The organism is Capnocytophaga sp. oral taxon 324 str. F0483 (genome assembly GCF_000318315.2).
In the GTDB taxonomy this organism is placed as follows: domain Bacteria; phylum Bacteroidota; class Bacteroidia; order Flavobacteriales; family Flavobacteriaceae; genus Capnocytophaga; species Capnocytophaga ochracea.
In genome coordinates, this window is the sequence record NZ_KB291508.1 from 32,501 (window position 1) to 52,590 (window position 20,090).

6 protein-coding genes are annotated in these 20,090 nt (G+C 39.6%); 3 read left to right on the forward strand and 3 right to left on the reverse strand.

Going from position 1 to position 20,090, the window contains the following annotated elements; all coding sequences use genetic code 11:
* Nucleotides 1–477 precede the first annotated feature (477 nt).
* A complete protein-coding gene (locus HMPREF9072_RS03945; RefSeq protein ID WP_002673109.1) occupies nt 478–1,008 on the forward strand; it encodes a DUF177 domain-containing protein in 531 nt (176 codons plus the stop codon).
* 16 nt (nt 1,009–1,024) lie between these two features.
* Nucleotides 1,025–1,219 (forward strand): 50S ribosomal protein L32, encoded by a 195-nt coding sequence (rpmF, locus tag HMPREF9072_RS03950; protein ID WP_002673108.1) that lies wholly within the window; start codon nt 1,025–1,027, stop codon nt 1,217–1,219.
* A 227-nt stretch (nt 1,220–1,446) separates the two neighbouring features.
* Here the strand turns inward: rpmF and HMPREF9072_RS03955 are convergent, their stop codons facing one another.
* Nucleotides 1,447–1,860 carry a DUF5606 domain-containing protein gene (locus HMPREF9072_RS03955; protein WP_009410642.1) on the reverse strand — a complete coding sequence of 138 codons (414 nt, stop codon included), beginning with the start codon at nt 1,858–1,860 and terminating at the stop codon, nt 1,447–1,449.
* Between the two features lie 75 nt (nt 1,861–1,935).
* Nucleotides 1,936–2,526, reverse strand: coding sequence for a peptide deformylase (def, locus tag HMPREF9072_RS03960; RefSeq protein ID WP_009410643.1), 591 nt, complete (start codon nt 2,524–2,526; stop codon nt 1,936–1,938).
* A gap of 508 nt (nt 2,527–3,034) precedes the next feature.
* Here def and HMPREF9072_RS03965 point away from each other — a divergent pair.
* Complete coding sequence (locus HMPREF9072_RS03965) at nt 3,035–18,979, forward strand: T9SS type B sorting domain-containing protein (protein ID WP_009410645.1); 15,945 nt, start codon at nt 3,035–3,037, stop codon at nt 18,977–18,979.
* Between the two features lie 76 nt (nt 18,980–19,055).
* Here the strand turns inward: HMPREF9072_RS03965 and HMPREF9072_RS03970 are convergent, their stop codons facing one another.
* Entirely contained in the window at nt 19,056–19,817 is a 762-nt protein-coding gene (locus HMPREF9072_RS03970; RefSeq protein ID WP_009410646.1) for an acyl-[acyl-carrier-protein] thioesterase, read from the reverse strand.
* Nucleotides 19,818–20,090: the final 273 nt, after the last annotated feature.

The window sequence follows — 20,090 nt, forward strand, 5'->3', positions numbered from 1 at the left end:
GTATAGAAAGGGTATATAAGTAGTTGATTTATACCATAATACAACAGGGTTAAAAATATTAAAAAAGAGGTTTCGAGGCGAAAGAAAAAGGAATAGGCACTAGGCCTTAGTCCATAGGCACTAGGGGGAGTATAACGAAAAAGTGCGAGCTACACAGGCAGGTGCGAGTCGCACGGGCAGGTGTAAGTCGCACGGTCAATGAGGAATGAACGAAGAATGAACGAAGAATGAACGAAGAATGAACGAAGACTGGACGAAGACTGGACGAAGATAAGGCGGAGATAAGGCGGAGATAAGATAAAGATAAGACGGAGATAAGAATGTTTGAGAATAGAGGATTGCTTAATGAAAAATGGGGTTTTTGAGGGGATATGATGTGGCTATGATAAAAAAGTGAGGTAAAAAGTTTGTATATAAAAATAAAGTTGTATCTTTGCACCTTGAAAAATGAACAATTGATTACTAAACTTGTAGAAAATGAGAAAGTTAAAAGAATACGATATTTCTTTTGCAGGCTTAAAACAGGGGAGACATCAATTTGTTTATGAGATTGACAAAGCGTTTTTGCAACTGTTTAATTTTGACGAGGTGAATGATATTCATCAGCAAGTAATCGTTGATTTAGACAAGAAGAGCAACTTGTTGGAACTGCATTTTCACAACAGGGGTACTGTGAATGTGAATTGTGATGTTTCTAATGAGCCTTTTGACTTGGCAGTAGAAGGAACACTTTTTTTGGTGGTGAAGTTTGGTGAAGAGTATAATGATGACGATGAAGAAATCTTGATACTTCCTCACGGAGAATACCAACTGAATGTGGCACAATATATATATGAGCTTATTGTGTTGTCAATCCCTGCTAAGCGCGTACACCCTGATGTTTTGAATGGGACGATGCACTCGGCGGTATTAGATAAATTGGAAGCACTTGCTCCAAGAGAGCACCACAATACAATGACTATAGACCCGCGTTGGGAAAGTTTAAAGAATTTAATAACAGATAAATAATATAAAGAATTAAGTAATGGCACATCCTAAGAGACGACAATCAAAAACAAGAAGAGATAAGAGAAGAACCCACGACGTAGCGGTAGTTCCTCAAATAGCAAAAGATCCAACAACTGGTGAAAACCATTTGTATCACCGCGCACACTGGCACGAAGGTAAATTGTACTATCGTGGACAGGTGCTTGTGGATAGTACAGAAGAAGCAAAATAGCTTTACTTCATTTGATTTTATAAGATTATAAAAAAAGAGAACAATATTAATATTGTTCTCTTTTTTTGCTTTGTGAGGGCGATTTGCAAATCGCCCCTACAATATAACTAAAGGAAATTGATTATCAAGATAGTCTACTTTGACAAAGGTCGTAGCACAACCGAAGCACGACAAGCAATTAAAATTTTAGCAAAATAATACTGATTGTAAAATGATTGTACTGTGAATTAGCTTTTTTGGGTGTCTTCTTGAGGGTCTTCTTCTAAGAAACCTTTGGCTAATAGAAGGTTGTACCATTGAATTATTTTCTTAATATCGCTGGCATACACACGGTCGCGGTCGTAATTAGGGAGTACTTGAGAGAAATACTCTTCGAGAGTAGCTCCATCGGATTTTGGAGAGATACGCGCTTCTTTCCCATCTTCAAAGTTCTTCATATTAGTAAAAACTTCGGTGAGAGGCACTTCTTTTTCGAGTGTATAAATTGCGATTTCAGACAATAGGCTCACGTTGTTGTGAATGCCTACCGATATACGCTTACCATCGGCTAATGAAGTGGCTAAGAAACCAGAGCGCGTTTGAGTTTCTAAGTGATATAAACCAGGTTTGCCAGAAATGGCTAATACTTTTGTTAGATTCATTGTATTTATTTAAGAGTTAAAAAGTTAAGAGTTAAAAGTTATGAGTGTTACTAATTATAACTGTAAGTTAGTGTACTATCTTTTGTTTTTGGCATCAAAGAATTTCATTCGGTAGTCTACCTTTACCTTTCCTTTACTGATATTAGCCAGCTTACTTTTGATGAGTTGGCGTTTAAAAGAAGAGAGTTTATCGGTGAACAGAATGCCTTCGATATGGTCGTATTCGTGCTGAATGATACGAGCCGCGAGTCCGCCAATGGTAAGTGTTTGCTTATTAAAGTCTTCATCAAAGTATTCAATGGTGATTTGCTTGTGCCTGCTAACGTCTTCTCGTACGCCAGGAATACTGAGGCACCCTTCGTTGAAGTTCCAAGTATCGCCTGTTTCTTCTACTATTTTGGCATTGATAAAAGTTTTTTTGAAGCCTTTTAAGAAAGTTTGCTCTTCTTCTGAAAGCTCATCGTCATCGGCGAAAGGAGAGGCATCTACCACGAACAAGCGTATAGAGAGCCCTACCTGAGGAGCAGCGAGCCCCACGCCATAAGCGGCATTCATAGTGTCGTACATATTAGCAATCAGTGTTTTGAGTTGAGGATAATCGGGGAATATTTCAGTTCCTACCTTTCTGAGCACTGGGTCGCCATAAGCAATAATAGGTAAAACCATTGTGTTTTAATTTGTTTATCGGGCGCAAAGGTAAGAATAATTTGGAAATTAGCAAATGAGGAAATGAGAGAATGAAAAAATGTGGAAAAGAGAAAAGTTTGTTGTATCTTTGCACCAGAAAGAAAAGCTACACAGTTATACCGTGTAGTGTTTTTCCTTTTTTAGGGGAGAATGGAGAGAAAAACTCTTAATAAAACGCCTTTTTATTTAACAGAATACAAAATGCACAACGAGAGAGTGTAAAAGACGCTATCTGTTGATTTGCAGTATGTTTAATGTGTAAAAAGGTAATTTATGTTGTGTAGCACTATGTTAAATAATGTTAAATATTTGTGTAGTGTGTATTATATAAAATAAATATCTTACTTTTGCGTTTGAAGAGAGAGGTGTAACTATTACACAAAAAGATATGTGAGACACCTTTATATATTATAAGATTTCAAGCAACAATATTAATAATTTCACTATTGCTATACTGCAATAGCATAAATACAAACATAACTTCCATATGAAAAAGTTATTACTATTACAATGTTTCTTTTGGGCGACTCTCTCAGTTGCCTTTGGGCAGAATTATATTCCTTTTGGTATTCGTTACCAAGGTACCGTAAAAGGGGATATGATTGTGGTGGGAAATACTATTCTTAGTCCACAGGGCAATCAAAACTATACAGGTACTCACGGTGATAATTCACGTATTGAGATGAAGTATATCAATGTGGTACCTGAGTCGGGAGTGTTTAACTCGAGTTCGGCAACTGTGCTCGACCCTAATCCTGCATCTACCTGTAAAAAGGTAGTGAGAGCTTATTTGTATTGGGCAGCTGCTTATACTGAAGAGCGACTCAATAACCAAACGAATCCTCGCTTAGAAAGGAGTAAGTTCAAGAATGTAAAATTCAAAGTAGGGTCAGGAGTATATCGCGATTTAGTGGGTGAACGTGTATATGATGGCTATGATGTGGTAAGTTCTGTAGATGGTACCAAAGGTAATGCCCAACGCGCTTATGTATACCGTGCTGAGGTGACCAATTACCTCAATGGTACTATTGCTAATACCTATACTGTAGGGAATATACAAGCACCCAAAGGTAATGAAAAAACAGGGGTAGGTTATGCCGCTGGTTGGACGCTTGTAATAGTATATGAGGACTTGACTCGTGAAGCCCGTAATATAACTGTGTTTGACGGTTTTTCAGTAGTAAACAAAAATAATAATCCTACTATTGATATTTCAGGGTTTAAAACTGTACCTATAGGACCTGTAAAAGCTAAGATAGGTTTTGCTGCTTTGGAAGGTGAGTTGGGAATTCCAGGAGACCAGCTCACAATGAAAAAAAGAGATGGTTCTTACGAAGCTCTTACAGCGCCTGATCGACCTGCTAATAACTTCTTTAATAGTACTCTTACTGATGAAAACGGTATTAATCCTCATCGTAGACCTGCCTCTACCAACTTATTAGGATTTGATGCAGGGATTTTTGAGCTGGCTAATAGTGGCAAAACTTTTTTAGATAATAATAGTACTTCCACATCTTTTAGACCCTATTCAAACCAAGACGCATACTATCCTTTTATGTTTGCTTTTAACGTGGAAGTGATAGCACCCCATATTGTAATGGAGAAACGCGTGCTCAGCAGTGCGGGCGTAGATATTACAGGGAAAAATGTACAAATGGGTCAGTCATTACGTTATAAAATACGTTTCCAAAATATAGGGAATGACGATGCTAAAGATGTACAGATTACTGATATACTTCCTGTAAACTTACAAGATTTTGATGCTACAACAGCAAATATTTCGAAACCATCAGGGGTAAGCTATACATATATACCAGCTTCTCGTAAACTTACATTTAATATTCCTGAGAACTTAGTGAAGAAAGGAAGTACCGTACAAGAACTTTCTTTTGGTATAAAAGTAGTGAACGACTGTAACAAATGGCGTGATGCGTGCTCTAACGTAGTAGAAAATAGAGCCTCAGCAAGCTACAAAGGAGTGTCTAACTCTTCTACACCCTTAAAAGCAGGTAGCTTCAATACACAATTTACAGCTTGTAACGGTGGAGTAGAAGGACCGTCTAACTTTATTGTAAACCTTGATTTTACCAACTGTAAGTTTAAAGCTACTACGGTATTGTGTGAGCGTACAGTTACCTTGGAGGCAGGAGCTAACTTTGACTCTTACAAATGGGAAAAAGTAGGTGGAGGTACTATAGGAGGTAACTCACGCACCTTAGTAGTAAGTGAACCAGGAGTTTACAAAGTAACGAAGAGTAAAGCAGGTTGTGCTACAATGTACGAAGAGCACACTGTGAACCCTAATGCTTATGCTAATGCAGTACACCCTATTAAAGATTTGCTTTCGAAAGGGAAATTAAATGGTGAGGTGTACATCTGTGCAGATACAGGGGGTACTGAGTATCCACAAGTGTATTTGTGCGGGGGTAGTACTACAGTGCCTGTAAGTCTTAGAATTACGGGGGCTACTGCTTATCAGTGGCAAAAATTAGGCTCTTGTGGAGCTTTACCACCTACCCTAAGCAAAGAGTGTCCGCCTTCTAACGATAACTACAACTGTAACTGGACAGATATAGGGAATAGTGGAGACATTACTTTGCGAGATGAAGGAGTATACCGTTTGGTAGTTACTTATGGCAACTGTGTGTCGCCTTATTACTATTTCCGTATTACCAAAAACAATGTAGACCCACAATTAGTAGGTCGAGACCTTATTTGTAATAAAAACGGTAGTATTACTGTAAATGGGGTGCCAGCAGGATATGAATACGGTTTGAAGAAAACAGGTTCTACTAGCTGGGTGAAAAACTATCAAAGCAGTAATGTATTTGATATAGCAACTCCAGACAACTATACTGTGTACGTACGCCAAGTACTTACTACTACCATTACTACACAACCTTGTATTTTTGAAAAATCAATACAAATAAACAAACGAACTCCTGCGATGACTGCCAGCGTTACACCTATGGCTTGTAGCACTAACAAAGGCGGTATACGCGTACAACTTAGTGGTAACCCTTATCCACCTTTTACTTATACTATTCGCAATAACAACGCTACAGGTGGAGTGGCTTATACTACGGTTACCAATACTACCGACTTAAATATTACTAACCATTTTACTGCTGGTAATTACTATATAGAGGTAACGAGCCCAGATGGTTGTAAATTTACTACCAGTGTGCGCATTGATAAAGTGCCAGACCTTAAAGCTACGGCTTCGGTATTGCGACACTTGAGCTGTGGCAGTGCTATAGTGCGTGTAACTGCTGAGGGAGGAAAGACTAACAGACCTAATGGCTATGGCTATAGTAACGATGGAGGAGCTTCCTACCAAAATAACTTCGCAAATAGTTATTACGACTTTACCTTTACTACTGCAGGAGTGAAAAACTTTAAGGTGATAGACGACAACGGCTGTATTGCTGAGGCTTCGGCTACTGTAAATACCTTGCCTACACCTGCTATCACAGCCAGCTATACCGTACAAAACTGTGGGGATAGGGCGAAGATAACTATTAATGAACCTACTAATGCTTCCAGCTATAACGTATTACAATACAGTATAGACGGAGTGAATTTCCAATCAGGGCGAGACTTCCCGAACTTACAAACGGGAAGAAGCTATACCCCTGTATTACGCTATGGTAACGGAGGAGCAGGTGCTTTATGTACAGTTACAGGTGCCACTATTACTATTCCTACTTTTGTGGGAGGTAACCTTATTGCCTCAGCAGGGGTAGAAGAATTGGTAGGTTGTGGCACAGGAGTTAATGCTGATAAAGCTCTCGTTCGTTTCTCGAACGTACAAGGTGGGCAAAAACCTTATGAATTTAACTTTGGTGATGGTAACTGGACTACCGATATGAAAAAATGGATGTTACCAGGCACCTATAATATGGCAGTACGCGATGCGATAGGTTGTACTCGTGAAAACATAAAGGTAACTGTAGCCCCAAGAATTCCAGAACCTACCTTTACTCCTTCGCAAATTACTTACGACTGCCAAGGACGCGGTTCTGTTACAATTACTAATAACAAAAATAATTACAAATATAAATATTACATAGACGGTCAGCCTGCAACCGATAATAACTTTAAGAATCTTGCGCCAGGTGTACATACTATTACTATTGAGTATGCTGATGCGAACCCTCCTACCAAAAATGTACTCTTTTTTGAGGACTTCGGTACAGGGCGCAATGGTGGTAATGAATATATTAACAAGAAATACTATCTTGAATTGCAAGATGGTTTAATGCCTAAGAATGCTTATGGACAAACTTGGGCTGATGGAACGAATCACGAAGGCACATACGTTGCTGATGGTGAATACGTAGTATCACAAAGGCTAAATCCTAATAATCCTGCTTGGATGCAACCTAATGACCACACAGGATTAGCTAATGGACGTATGCTCTTTATAAATATTGGTGATATCTTAGGACAAGCGGGGGCAATACTTTATCAGAGACCCATAGAGGATTTGATTCCAAATAAGGAGGTTAATTTCTCAATAGCTTTGATGAATATGTTGAGATATAATGACCCTCGTTATCCTGTGGGAGCTCCGGATATTGTGATAGAACTTTATACTGACCAAGCAGCTATAGATGCCCGAACACCTTTAGATAGCTATCGCATTACACCACCTATTAGAGGAGCTCGTAATGCAGATGATTGGACAGTGGCGCGAAGACCATTAAATCCAGGAAATCATACTAAACTTATAGCAGTTGTACGTTCTTATAGTTTGGTACTTAGCGGTAATGACTTGGTTGTAGACGATATCTACCTTTACCAAGAGCCAAAGGCTTGTGGCTTTACCTATACTACTACTGTAACGATTGCTAACGACAAGGCTTTCGGTTCTGACCCAGCCTCTCAAAAGATTACACAGCCTAACTGTAACAATGGTACAGGTAGTTATCAAATAGGCTTGAAAAATGCACCTACTACCTATTATGTACAAAAAGATAGAACAGGTAGTTTTGTGGCTACTACAGGTAATCCTTTCAGATGGGATAATATACCAGCTGGTACTCATACTGTAAAAATACGTGCAGAACAAAACAATCCTAATTGTGAGGTAAGCCACTCCTTTACAATAAACAATCCTACGGCTCTTACTCTTGCCTATACAGGGGATACCGTATTGGGTTGTAACCCTGCTGTAGCTACTGCCAAAGTAACCGCCTCAGGAGGTACAGGAACTTATAAGTATACCTTGTATAAAGGAGCTACCGTAATTACTACCCAAGTAGCACCACAGTTTAGTATTACCAGCGTGGGAGCTTATCGTATAGAAGTAGAAGACGCTAATGGTTGTAAAAAAGACGTGAACTTTACTATTACAGCTGCCAATGCTATTACCCTTACAGGCACTACCAATCCTGCTAATAATAACTACTGTACAACAGGAGGTACGCCTGCCAAAGTGGAAGTACAAGTGAATGTAGCAGGAGGAGGTAACAATGCTCCTTATACTTTCCAACTCGATGGGGTAACCAAGGCAACCCAAAATACTAATACTTATATCTTTAATAATCTGAGTGTAGGAACTCATATTTTTACTGTAATTGATAAATATGGTTGTAAGGCTACATATAGCGTAGAAATTAAAAACCCTATTACTATTATTACTCCTGCTGCTTCAATGGTAACCAAAGATATTTCTTGTCACCCAGGGGCGGCTGCCAATGCCAAAGTAGAGATAAAAGTAAAAGATGGTTATGCACCTTATACTTTTGTAGTGAAAAAAGCAGGAAATATTGTACAAAATACTACCTCAATGGCAGGTAATACAGCTACCTATGAAACTGCCACTCCAGGCACTTATACTATTGAAATAAGTGATGCCAAAGGATGTAAGGTGAGTGCTAATGTCACCATAGCTGCCAAAACAAATCCTACGCTCAACGCAGTAGCTACTGCTATAAGCTGTTATGGCACTAATAATGGTACTATTTCGGTAACTGTAACAGGAGGAAAACCTCCTTACACTATTTTCTTAGATGGTGTAAACAAAGGTACGGGGGCTCAAAAAGTATTTAATAATCTTCCTGCTAAAGCTAATTATGTAGTAAAAGTAGTAGATGCTAATAACTGTGAGGCTACTCAAACCGTAGCCGTTACACAACCTGATGCCTTGAAAGGCTTCGCTTCGGTAACTCAGTTAATAGGTTGTGAAAACACAGGGACTAATAAAGACAAAGCCCAAGTGCGTATCACCAACGTAACAGGAGGTACACAGCCTTATCAATACAAATTTGAAGGCAATTATCAAGGAAATTCAATAGGTTATTTACCTGCTGGTACTCATACTGTATATGTAAAAGATGCTAAAGGTTGTGAATTGGGATTAACTGTAAATGTACCTACAAAAATATCAGAGCCAACATCAGTATATACTATTACTGGCTATGACTGTAATGGTAATGCTACTGTGCGTATTACAAGTACACCCACTACCTATGATTATGAATATGTAATTAATGGTAGAACACTTACAGGTACTACGGCTACTATTACAGGTTTAGCCCCAGGTACTTATACACTTACTGTTAGGTATAAGGATAAAAACTCACCTGCATCAGTAATATTAATGCAAGAAGATTTTGGATTTGGAGATCCAGAACCTTATGAGGGGGTTAATTCAGTATTGTTTACGTTCCACGATCCAAGAACGAGTGTAGTAGGACAACCTACGCAATATACAAGAGCTGCTTATAAAGATTTTATTGCTCCTAATAGATTTGGAACATCGAGAATGCCATACTATCCTACTAACCCAAATTCAGATTGGAGAGAGCCTGTTCAAGGAACTACTACTGGAGCAAATAATGACCGATTCTTATATGTAGATATGGCACTGAATACTTATGGGAAAGTATTCTTAGAAAAGGAAGTAGAGATAGCCCCAGATAATCTCATAGAATTTAACTATCAGATAAGGAGTCACAACGCTCCTGTATCTAATCACGCAGGAGCATTAGTACGACCTAATATGAGAATCCAAGTAGTGGATATGTCAAACAATGTATTAGGATTTATAGATTCAGGAGCAATTCCTCACGATGGAGCTTGGCATTTAGTTTCTTCTAAAAACTTAGGGACTATTAATCCAGGTGGTGTTGTAACAAGAGTGAAAATTCAATTCTTGAATTCTGAACCAAGTTCTAATGGTAATGACTTTACTATTGATGATATCAATGTATACCAAGTGCCAAAAAGTTGCTATATAGAAATGGCACCTAAACAAGTACTTGTACCACAAGGTAAAGAATTTAGGGCCAGTGTAGTAAGCCAAACCAATGTAGCTTGTCAAGGAGGCAATACTGGTAAAGCTACCTTTAAGTTAGAAAACTTGAATGGAGGTACTTACCACGTGCGATTGAATGGAAGCACTCACGGTTCTGGTGCAGGTTGGACAACTGATACTAATGCGACTACCTTTGAGATAACCGGCTTGACCGCACGTACACACCTTGTAGAATTTTTCCATAATGGTAATTGTAAAGCTACTCAAACAGTAACTATTACAGAACCTAATAAACTCACTCTTACGGCTACTATCACACAGCCTGCTATGTGTTCTAATAATAGTAAGGCACGTGTGACACTTACAGCAAATGGTGGAGTAGCTCCTTACACTTATGAGTATCTCATAGGCGGTACAGTGAAGGCAGGACCTCAAAGTAGTAATGTGTTTAATAGTGTAGAGACAGGAGCAGCTACTTTCAGAGTAACTGATAAAAACGGTTGTGTTACCAATTTAGGAAGCAACTTGAATATACCTACCCCACAAACCGTAAGCTTTACTCTTTCGGCTACTGATTGCTACGAAGGAGGTAATACTGGTGAGGTAACCGTGAAAATAAATGCGGGTAATGGTGGTTATAAAGTGAAATTGAACAACGGTACTCCTGTAACTTTAGCAGCAGGAGTTACTGCTCACACCTTTACAGGACTTACTCAAGGAAACTATAATGTAACGGTTACTGACCAATACGGTTGTAGTGCAGTACAGAATATTGTTATTCGTCCTACCTTGAACACCAGCGTGAAGGTAACTAATGAAAGTTGTGTGCCAGGTAAGATAGAAGTAACTGCAACAGGAGGTGATGGTAATTATACTTATGCTTTTGCAAAAGGTTCAGTAACTACTGTTACAGCAGGAACTTTTGGAACTACCAATACTTACAATGTGCCTACTATTACAGGTTCAGTACAGACTTATACCGTGTTTGTGAAGTCTGATCGTTGTGTGAAACGTCACGAAGTAGGGGTACGTAAAGCTCCAGCTATTACTTTCGATACTGAAACAATCACACCTACTTGTCAGGGTTCAGGTAACGGTAAGATAGTAGTGAAGCATATTACCGGTGATGCTAACTTTACCATACGTTACGGTAATGCAGGTACTCCAGTAATTGCTACTTTCACAGGTATTGCAACTAATACTTATACAATTGACAACTTGGTAGCAGGAGCTTACTCTATTACTGTAACTGACCGTTATGGTTGTAGTGCAAGCAAAAATGTTACCTTACAAGATATGCCGGCGCTTACTGCTAGCATCAGCTTAGCAAGCACGGCTACTTGTACAACAGGAAGTAATAAAGCCTTGCCACTTACCATCACCATACCACCAAACGTATGGAATGCTTATACCGCAGGTGGTAACAAAATATATTTCAGCTATGATAATGGTGCTAATTGGCACCCAATGACAACAAATCCGTTTGACTTAGCACCTATTACAGGTGTTACTGAACCAGGTAAGATATTTAACTTGCGTTTGGCTAATCGTCCAGCATTAGGTGGAGCCAATATTTGTAGTACGAATGCTACGGCTCACGTAGTACCAAGTCCATTAGGAGGAGTGAGTGTAACTACTGATATCGGTGACTTCCATTTAGGTTGTACTGCCGCAGGTAAGACTTACTTTACTGCTACAGTGACTATCGCTAATGGAACTGGTAAAGCTCCGTTTAAGTTCAGAGTGAACGAAGGTACTTGGGAAACACCCACACCTGCTACTTCAAGAACTCACGTCTTTACTAATTTGATAGTAGGTAGAACTTATAAGTTTGAAGTAGAAGATGCTAATGGCTGTATTGCTGCCTTTACTGGTGATATCTACGGCAGTGTAGCTACTCCTGCAATGACGATTACTGTATTACCCAAACCAGCTTGTAATGGTGCTCAGGGTCAAGTAACATTCAGGATTCATCGAGAGCCACAATATACTATGGGTTCTCCTGCAGGTAAATCACTTACTTGGGTATTATATAAAAGAACACCAGGTGCAGGTTTAGGTACACCAATTGTGAATGGTACTGCTGTAATGCCAGCACCAGGTAATGATGCTACAAATATTACCCCAGCAGGTCCTTATAACTTAGCACCTAACGAAACTTACTATGTAGTAGTAACCGAAGGTAGTTGTAAGTGGGGTAGTCGTGATGCTCATATTAAAGAGTTAGGCACTCTTACTGCTACCGTATCAGCAAGTACACAAATTACTTGTGATAAGAACGGTATCTTAGAAGTGTTGAACCCATCAGGAGGTGGAGGTACTTATACATATAAAGTGACTCCTGTAACACCAGGGGTTACCTTTGGAGCACCAATACAAACTGGTAACTCACGTGTTCAAATTATAAGAGATAATATTACAGCACCTGCATTGCCTGTTAATCCAGCTACACCATATTCATTCACTGTGAATTTGACAATGGAAGACCAATATGGTTGTAGTGCAAATCTTGGTAACTATACTTTTACAGTGCCACCAGCACCTAAGATTAACAAAGCTAGCTTAATGGGTTGTGTGAATGGTTCTATCAGTTTGACTATTGAACCACAAGCAAAAGCACCAGCAGCTTCAGGTACTTCGGCTACAGGGGCAGAACTCAACGGTTATGAATACTCAATAGATGGTGGTTTGGATTACCAAACAAGTCCTACTTTTGGCAACTTGGTAGCAGGTGCTTACGACTTGCAAATCCGCGATAAGGCGACAGGCTGTATTGCGACACTTACCTATACCGTTACTGCTAACTTACAGGCTATTGCTGAGCTTACTAAAGCCTTAGGTTGTGGTATAGGAGCTAATGCCGAAATCACAATTAGAGTAGATAATGGTTCTGGTAATTATAGCTATAAAATAGATGGACCAAGTGGTTATACAAATAATGGCAATATACCACAAGTGAGTGGTAAATATGAAATTACAGTAAACAATATTACCAATAAAGGTTCTTATACAGTAACTGTAACCGATAACAAAGCCGTTGCGGGTTGCAATACCTTTACAAAAACTATTGAGGTATTAGAAGCTGAAAAACCAGTAATAGAAACCTCAGTGAAGTCAGTAACTTGTCGCGGTGGTAATGACGGTGAAATTTATGTTACTGAAAAGAATGGTACTATTGGAGCCTTTAATTATAATACACCACCAGCAGGTATTGTTGGTCCTGCAGGTTCAAGCCCTATATGGACAGCTGCTATAAGAACTTATAGCAACTTGAAAGCTGGTATATACACTATCACAGTAACAGCTAATAACTGTGCATCAGTATATACAGTAACAGTTCCTGAGCCAACTGCAGTAACTATCAGCACCACACAGATAGTAACACGACAGTTTGCTTGTACCGCTAATGGTGTGGCACAACAGGCTACTATAAGCGTACCTAATGGGGCTATTACAGGAGGTACAAGACCTTATACCATACAGTTTGCTTATGGCACTACTACTAGCACAGGTAATAACTTTACAGTGGGTAATATAGCAGGTGGAAATGTTACTATTACTGCTATTGATGCCAATGGCTGTAGCACACAGACAGTAGTGACTATTAATCCGTTTGAAGGCTTAGACCCATCACAAGCTACTGTTACAGTGCAAACACCTGGTACTTGTACCGCAGGTGAGCAAGTACTTGTAAGTATAGTAGCAGCACCAGGTGCTCCTCCTATCAATCAAGCGAAATTGCGTTACTATCACGGCGATACACAACCTACGGTAGCACCAAGTGCTGGGGCTCCTTGGCAAACTTCAGGAGTATTTACTGTAGCACCTAACCAAACTCATACGTTCTGGATAGGTCACGTAGATACAGGTTGTGTGGTGAAAGTGTTGTACGTATCACCAGATCCTAACAACTTCCGTATTGTGAACCCACAAGTGAAGAACGTTACTTGTAAAGGTAATAACGATGGTACTGCTACTTTCACATTGAGTAATACAGTAAGTGCACATAACTATACTGTGTACTTGGTTGCCTCTGGTGGGGTAACACCACCTACAGTGCCAACTGTATCAGGAGCTAATCCTACCTTTAATATAGCAGGCTTGAGACCGGCTACCTATACAATGACTGTGAAAGATACTAATACAGGTTGTGTACAAACATATACCTTTAATATATCAGAGGCTGATGTAGCTCTTACAGCAAGTATTAGTGTTCAGTCTATCACTTGTTCGAGTGCGCCAAATTATAATGATGGTGAAATAGCGGTTACGAATGCCACAGGTGGTTGGGGAGGCTATCAGTATTATGTAAGTACTACACCACCAACCCCAGCAAGTGCTATTTGGTCAGATACTAATGTATTTAGAGGCTTAACAGCGGGCACTTACCACGTAGCTATACGCGATAGAGGAGGTTGTATGGTAACGCTTAGCTCGACAGTGGTACTTGCTAATCCTAATACCATTACAGGTACTCTATCTATTACAGCACAAAACTGTACACCTAACTCAGGAGAGATAACCGTACAGAATGTAACAGGAGGTGAAGGACGCAATTATACTTTCCAACTCATTAGAAATGGAGTGTTACAGGGAGCTGCCCAAACAAGTACTGTATTTAGAGGCTTAGGAGCAGGTACTTACCAAGTGGCTATCAGTGATACTTGGGGTTGTACCGCTACCCTTACTCAATCGGTGACTTTGTATGACCCAATTGATAGTGCAAGTATAGGAGTAGTGATTACTAAACAGATAACCTGTGTTCCTGCTACGGGAGCTACTTTATCGGTAACTCACCAAGGAGGTTCAAACAGTTTACGTTATACTTTAACTAATAATGCAGGAGGTACTCCGCAAGTGAATAATACAGGGGTATTCACTAATGTGCCAGCAGGGGTTTATAAGGTGTCTATCGCTGACCTTATCACAGGTTGTGCTACTGTAACAGGTGCTGACGTAGAAATCACAGATGCTGCTACAGTAACTTTCACTTACACTACTACGGCAGTAAGTTGTCACGGTGATAGTAATGGACGTTTTGTGATTACTATACCTGGTACACAAACTCAAACTGATTACCAAATCAAGATTGTAGGTACAGGCTTAACACGCACTGAAACCGTGAACGTAACACCTAAGGAAATAGCCTTTGAAGGTATGCCAGCAGGTACTTATACTGTAACGCTTACCTCATCACGTAACTGTACTGCAACTGAGGTAATCACTATAGGAGAACCTGATAAGTTAATAGTGAGCAATACTACAGTAACTACACACTTTAAATGTGACGCCAATAATAATGCACAACAAGCTATCATTCAAGCAACAGGTCGCGGTGGAACAGGTACTTATACTTTCAACTTTGAAGTATTTGACGGTACCTCTACTACTACCTCAGGTTGGGTGAACCATACAGGAGTATACAGTGTAACTAGCAATGGTACTCACACTCAAACAGTAATAGTGTATATACGCGATGCTAACGGTTGTCAAGCTGATAACAGTGCGAACCCATTAGTAATACCGCCATTAAAACGCATTACTAGTATTGATGTGAACCGAACAAGCCAAATAAGCTGTAACGCTACCGAAAGTATTACCTTAACTATTAATGGAGGTAATAACAAAGGATATCGTATAGAAGTAACCTCTACAGGGGCTGGAGTGGCTATCCCAAGTACACAAACGCTTACCGCAGGAGTGAACACGGCTAATATAGGCTTTAATACACCTGGTTACTATGAAATGAAAGTAATAGACCTTGAAACAGGTTGTTATGCTACTGCATCGCATACGGTTATAGATTTTAGCGATATAGAAGTAACTGCTGCACAAACCAAACCAGTATCGTGCGTAGGAGGCAATGATGGTGAGATTACCCTTACTGTAAAAGGTTATCAAGGTATTTATAACTATCAAGTGCTTGATGCGGTTACCTTAGCTCCAACAGGAATAACAGGAACTGTACAAGCAAATGCGGCTACTGAGAGAAGAGAGGTAATTGCAGGTTTATCGGCAGGAACATATGTGATAAGAGTAGTGGAAACACAATCACCATACTGTACAGTAACCACTACCTCGGTGATGGTATCGGCTCCTACACGAGCTTTGACAGTGAGTCCTACCATTACAAATCGCATCACTTGTGAACCTAATGATAATAAAGGTGCCTTCAGTATAGATGTAACAGGAGGTTGGGGTGATTATCAATACCGCTTGTTAGTGGGAGGAGCTCCTCACACTACTTATGGTACCTATACCACCACTACCTTATTTGAAGGATTGACTGCCAATACCTATACGGTAGAAGTAACTGACCGAGGAGGTTGTTCAACTACTACTAATGTAGTAATGGCACCACCAGCACCTATTTCGGCAAGCATATCAGCAACTACTGTTTTGAATTGCTTCAACGATAGAACAGGAGTAATAACAGTGGTGAGCCCAACAGGAGGAAGTGGTAATTACGCTTACGAATTGTGGAATGTGGGAGGTGCACAAATAGGAGGTGCACAAACTAGCACTACTTTCACTAACCTATATGCAGGTTCGTATAATGTGAAGATTATAGATGGTTGGGGTTGTGATGTTACTATTCCAGTAACCATCGATGAACCTCGTGAAATGAAGGTAACTGCCTCAATTGCTAAACCGCTTACTTGCTTGCAACAAGCTACTATTTCAATTACTGTAACAGGTGGTACTCCAGGTTATACTTACTATATGGTAGCCAACGGTACAACTACTACAACACTTACAGGAAATAGCACTCAAGCAGGAGTAGGAGAGTACGAGTTCTATGTGATAGATAGTCACGGTTGTCAATCGAAGTTGTCTAACAAGATAACGATAGAAGCATTACAACCATTGCAATTACACGTAGATACCTCTGAGGCATATGTAAAATGTAATGGAGATAGTACAGCTAAGATTACTTTCTCAGCTACTGGCGCTTTGGGTAACTACCAATACAAATTGTATAAAGGAGGTGTAGCACAAACAGCTACTGCTACCCAAGAAAATGCTACTGATTGGGCATTTGGAGGTTTGACTTCTGGTACTTATCAAGTGGAAGTAATTAGTGTAGACTGTGTACAAACCAGTACAGTTATAAATATTGGAGAGGCAGGACCACTTTCAGTAGCTACTGCAAGTACTGATATTAGCTGTAATGGTGAAGCCGATGGTACTATTTCGGTAACCGTGACAGGAGGTACAGGAAGAATCCTCTACGCTATTAGTCCACGATTAGACCGATTTGTAGATAGTGGTTACTTCACTAAATTAGCAAGAGGTAACTATATTGTAAGAGCTCAAGATGAAAATGGTTGCTATACTGATACTACCTTTGAAATCAAAGAACCTACTTTATTAGAGGCTTCAATAGACAAGATAACTGATGAGGTATGTAAAGGTGGTAATGATGGTACAGTATCTATCACTATCAAGGGAGGAACTGCTTCTTACAGTACTTCAATAGATAATGTAACTTGGACAGTAGGCAAGACCCTCTATACGGGATTAGCTTCTGGTACTTACACTATCTACGTGAAAGACGCTCGAAGCTGTACTACCGAAGTATCGGTAACAATCAAGGAAGGAGTAGACTTACAAGCTACTGCTACCGTAGAGTACAGTTGTGGTAATAATACCGTAGTGAATACTATTGTAGCTTCTTCTAATTCAAAATATGCAGGATATGTATCATATAGCATAGATGGAGGAGCACCACAAGCTTCAGGACGCTTTATAGTAACACCAGGTACTCACACTGTTACCATAGCACATAATAACGGTTGTACACGTACTATAACGGTAGATGTAGAAGCTTATACAAATCTTACAGTATCGTCTACTAAAACTGATATGAGTTGTTATGGTGTGAATGATGGTACGATTACTTATGCAACCACAGGTGGTACAGGAAGCTATACATTTACTATCTCACCAGAGGCAGGAACTTTTGATGGAACTAATAAGTTCACTAACTTGCCAAAAGGACAGTATATTGTGAAGGTGAAAGACAATGTGATAGGCTGTGAAGTAGAACGCACCTTTACCATTGTAGAACCTGAACAGTTGATAGCTCACGCAAGCACTGTAACAGAAACTTGCTACGGCACTAATGACGGAGCTCTCAGCTTCCGATTCACAGGTGGACGTGCACCATACAACTATACGTTGAAAGACCCATCAGGTAATGTGATAGGAACTTCAAGCAGTGTAGCAACAGGTACAGTAGTATCTAGAACAGGAATAGCACCAGGTAGATACCAATTAGAATATGGTGACTCTGGTATCTGTTCACAAACCTTAGAAATAACAGTAGCCGCTGCACCAAGCATTAATGCTACTTTTGAAAAAGGCTTTAACTGTTCTACTGTTTCTACTACTTGGACGACAGGCTACTTGATGCTAACGTTCAACAATTTGGACGGTGCACTCACACGAAGCAATACAAGCTATGCTATCAATAGTACTGATGCGCGTGATGCGAGACCATTTGAATCGTTTGACGGTAATAGAGCTAAGACAGCACCTATTGAACCAGGAATGAACCAATATATAACTGTATTCTATCGCGGAGCAGGTGTAGCATCTACTTGTCAGGAAACTATTGCACAACGTTTTGATATAGAACGTTACCCAGGATTGGAATTGAAAGACAAGAGCGACCCACGTGAATTGAACCTTATAAAAGTAGAAGCAAGAGGAGGTAATCCTCCATACACTTACTACTTTAACGGAAGTTACGAAAATGGAAGCAATGAGTATACTCTTAAACCTACTGACCCAACCAGCCGTATAGTAAACGGAAGAGTATACAAAGTGGTAACCGCTACTGTACAAGATGCAAATGGTTGTGAAGCCGACTTGCGCATCGAGAAAGAGTTTATGAAGTCAGTACCACCTAACTTCTTTACACCGAATGATGATGGTAGCAACGATGGTTGGGATCCTGATAGATTCCGCAGTTATCCAAACTTGACTGTAGATATCTACGACCGCTACGGACGTTATATCACAACGTTGCGTTCAGGACAAAAATGGGACGGACGTTATGACGGTAAAGAATTACCAGCGGGTGACTACTGGTACATCTTGAAGACTCACGAAGACGGTGAAGATGCACGAGAATATATGGGCCACTTCACATTGTATAGATAGTAAGTAATATCTATAATAAATAAAACCCCTGCGAAGGAAACTTCGCAGGGGTTTTTTATTAAAAGTAATAAATAGTTTAAATTCGTTCAGCAATCCAGCGAGATATGAACGCAGGTTTAGGAGCACCTATTTTTTGTGCATAGAGATAAGTTTCTACCAAGTTATGGGCATCGTCGATGTATTTACCTTTGCTTTTAAATCCTTGCATTTCGTCTCCCATAAAAGTTTCGGATAAGAAATTGATATCATATTCTTTAATAACAAACTCGCGATGGTTGCGCTCTGTCATCATATCGAGTGCCCACTGAGTGTATTTTACATTATTTACGTGTGAATTGACATCTAAATCGCTTACACGTACTTTAAAATCGTTTACTTGATACATACCTTCGGGGAGATTGATACGGTCGGTATGGAAAGAGAGTCCGCCTTCGGTACGAGGAGAGAAGATTTCTTGGCGGTCAGTAAGCTCAATGGGGCGACGTGTTTGAATATCTAAGGTAATCCAAGTACTAGCACATTCACCTATTTTTTGGTCGTTGCAAAAAAGTTCGAATTCGCGAAAAGCATACACTCCTTTTACAGGGAGAGACCACGTTTTGACGGTGATACGTTCATTCCATTGAGGCCAATAGTGCATTTTTAGTTTTTGCTGTATGAGTGCCCAAAAGAATCCTTTTTTTACTAACTCTTCATAACCGAACCCTAAAAGTGAAGCGTGTTCGGCAGCGATATCTTGCAACATACCTAATACGCCATATAACCCGAGTTGATTGTTAAGGTTTACTTGTGTGCTACGCACTTTATAAGTTTCGGTGAAAATTGTTTTATCTTCCATAATATACTTTTTAATGATAATTTATTTTTGAATATGCAAAGATATAAAACTATTTTCTATTTACTTACTTTTTATGGGACAGAATAGAGGAAACGCACAAAATTTTCTTTAAAAAAGAAGTGTATCTGACGGTACAGAAATTAAAATAAAATAAGTGTGAGGCACATAGGCAGATTAATTAGTAAATTAGAAAATGAGGAAATGAGAGAATTAGGAAATGGGGAAATGCCAATAATACCAGAAATACTGATAATTAACTTTGCCAAAGGTGCG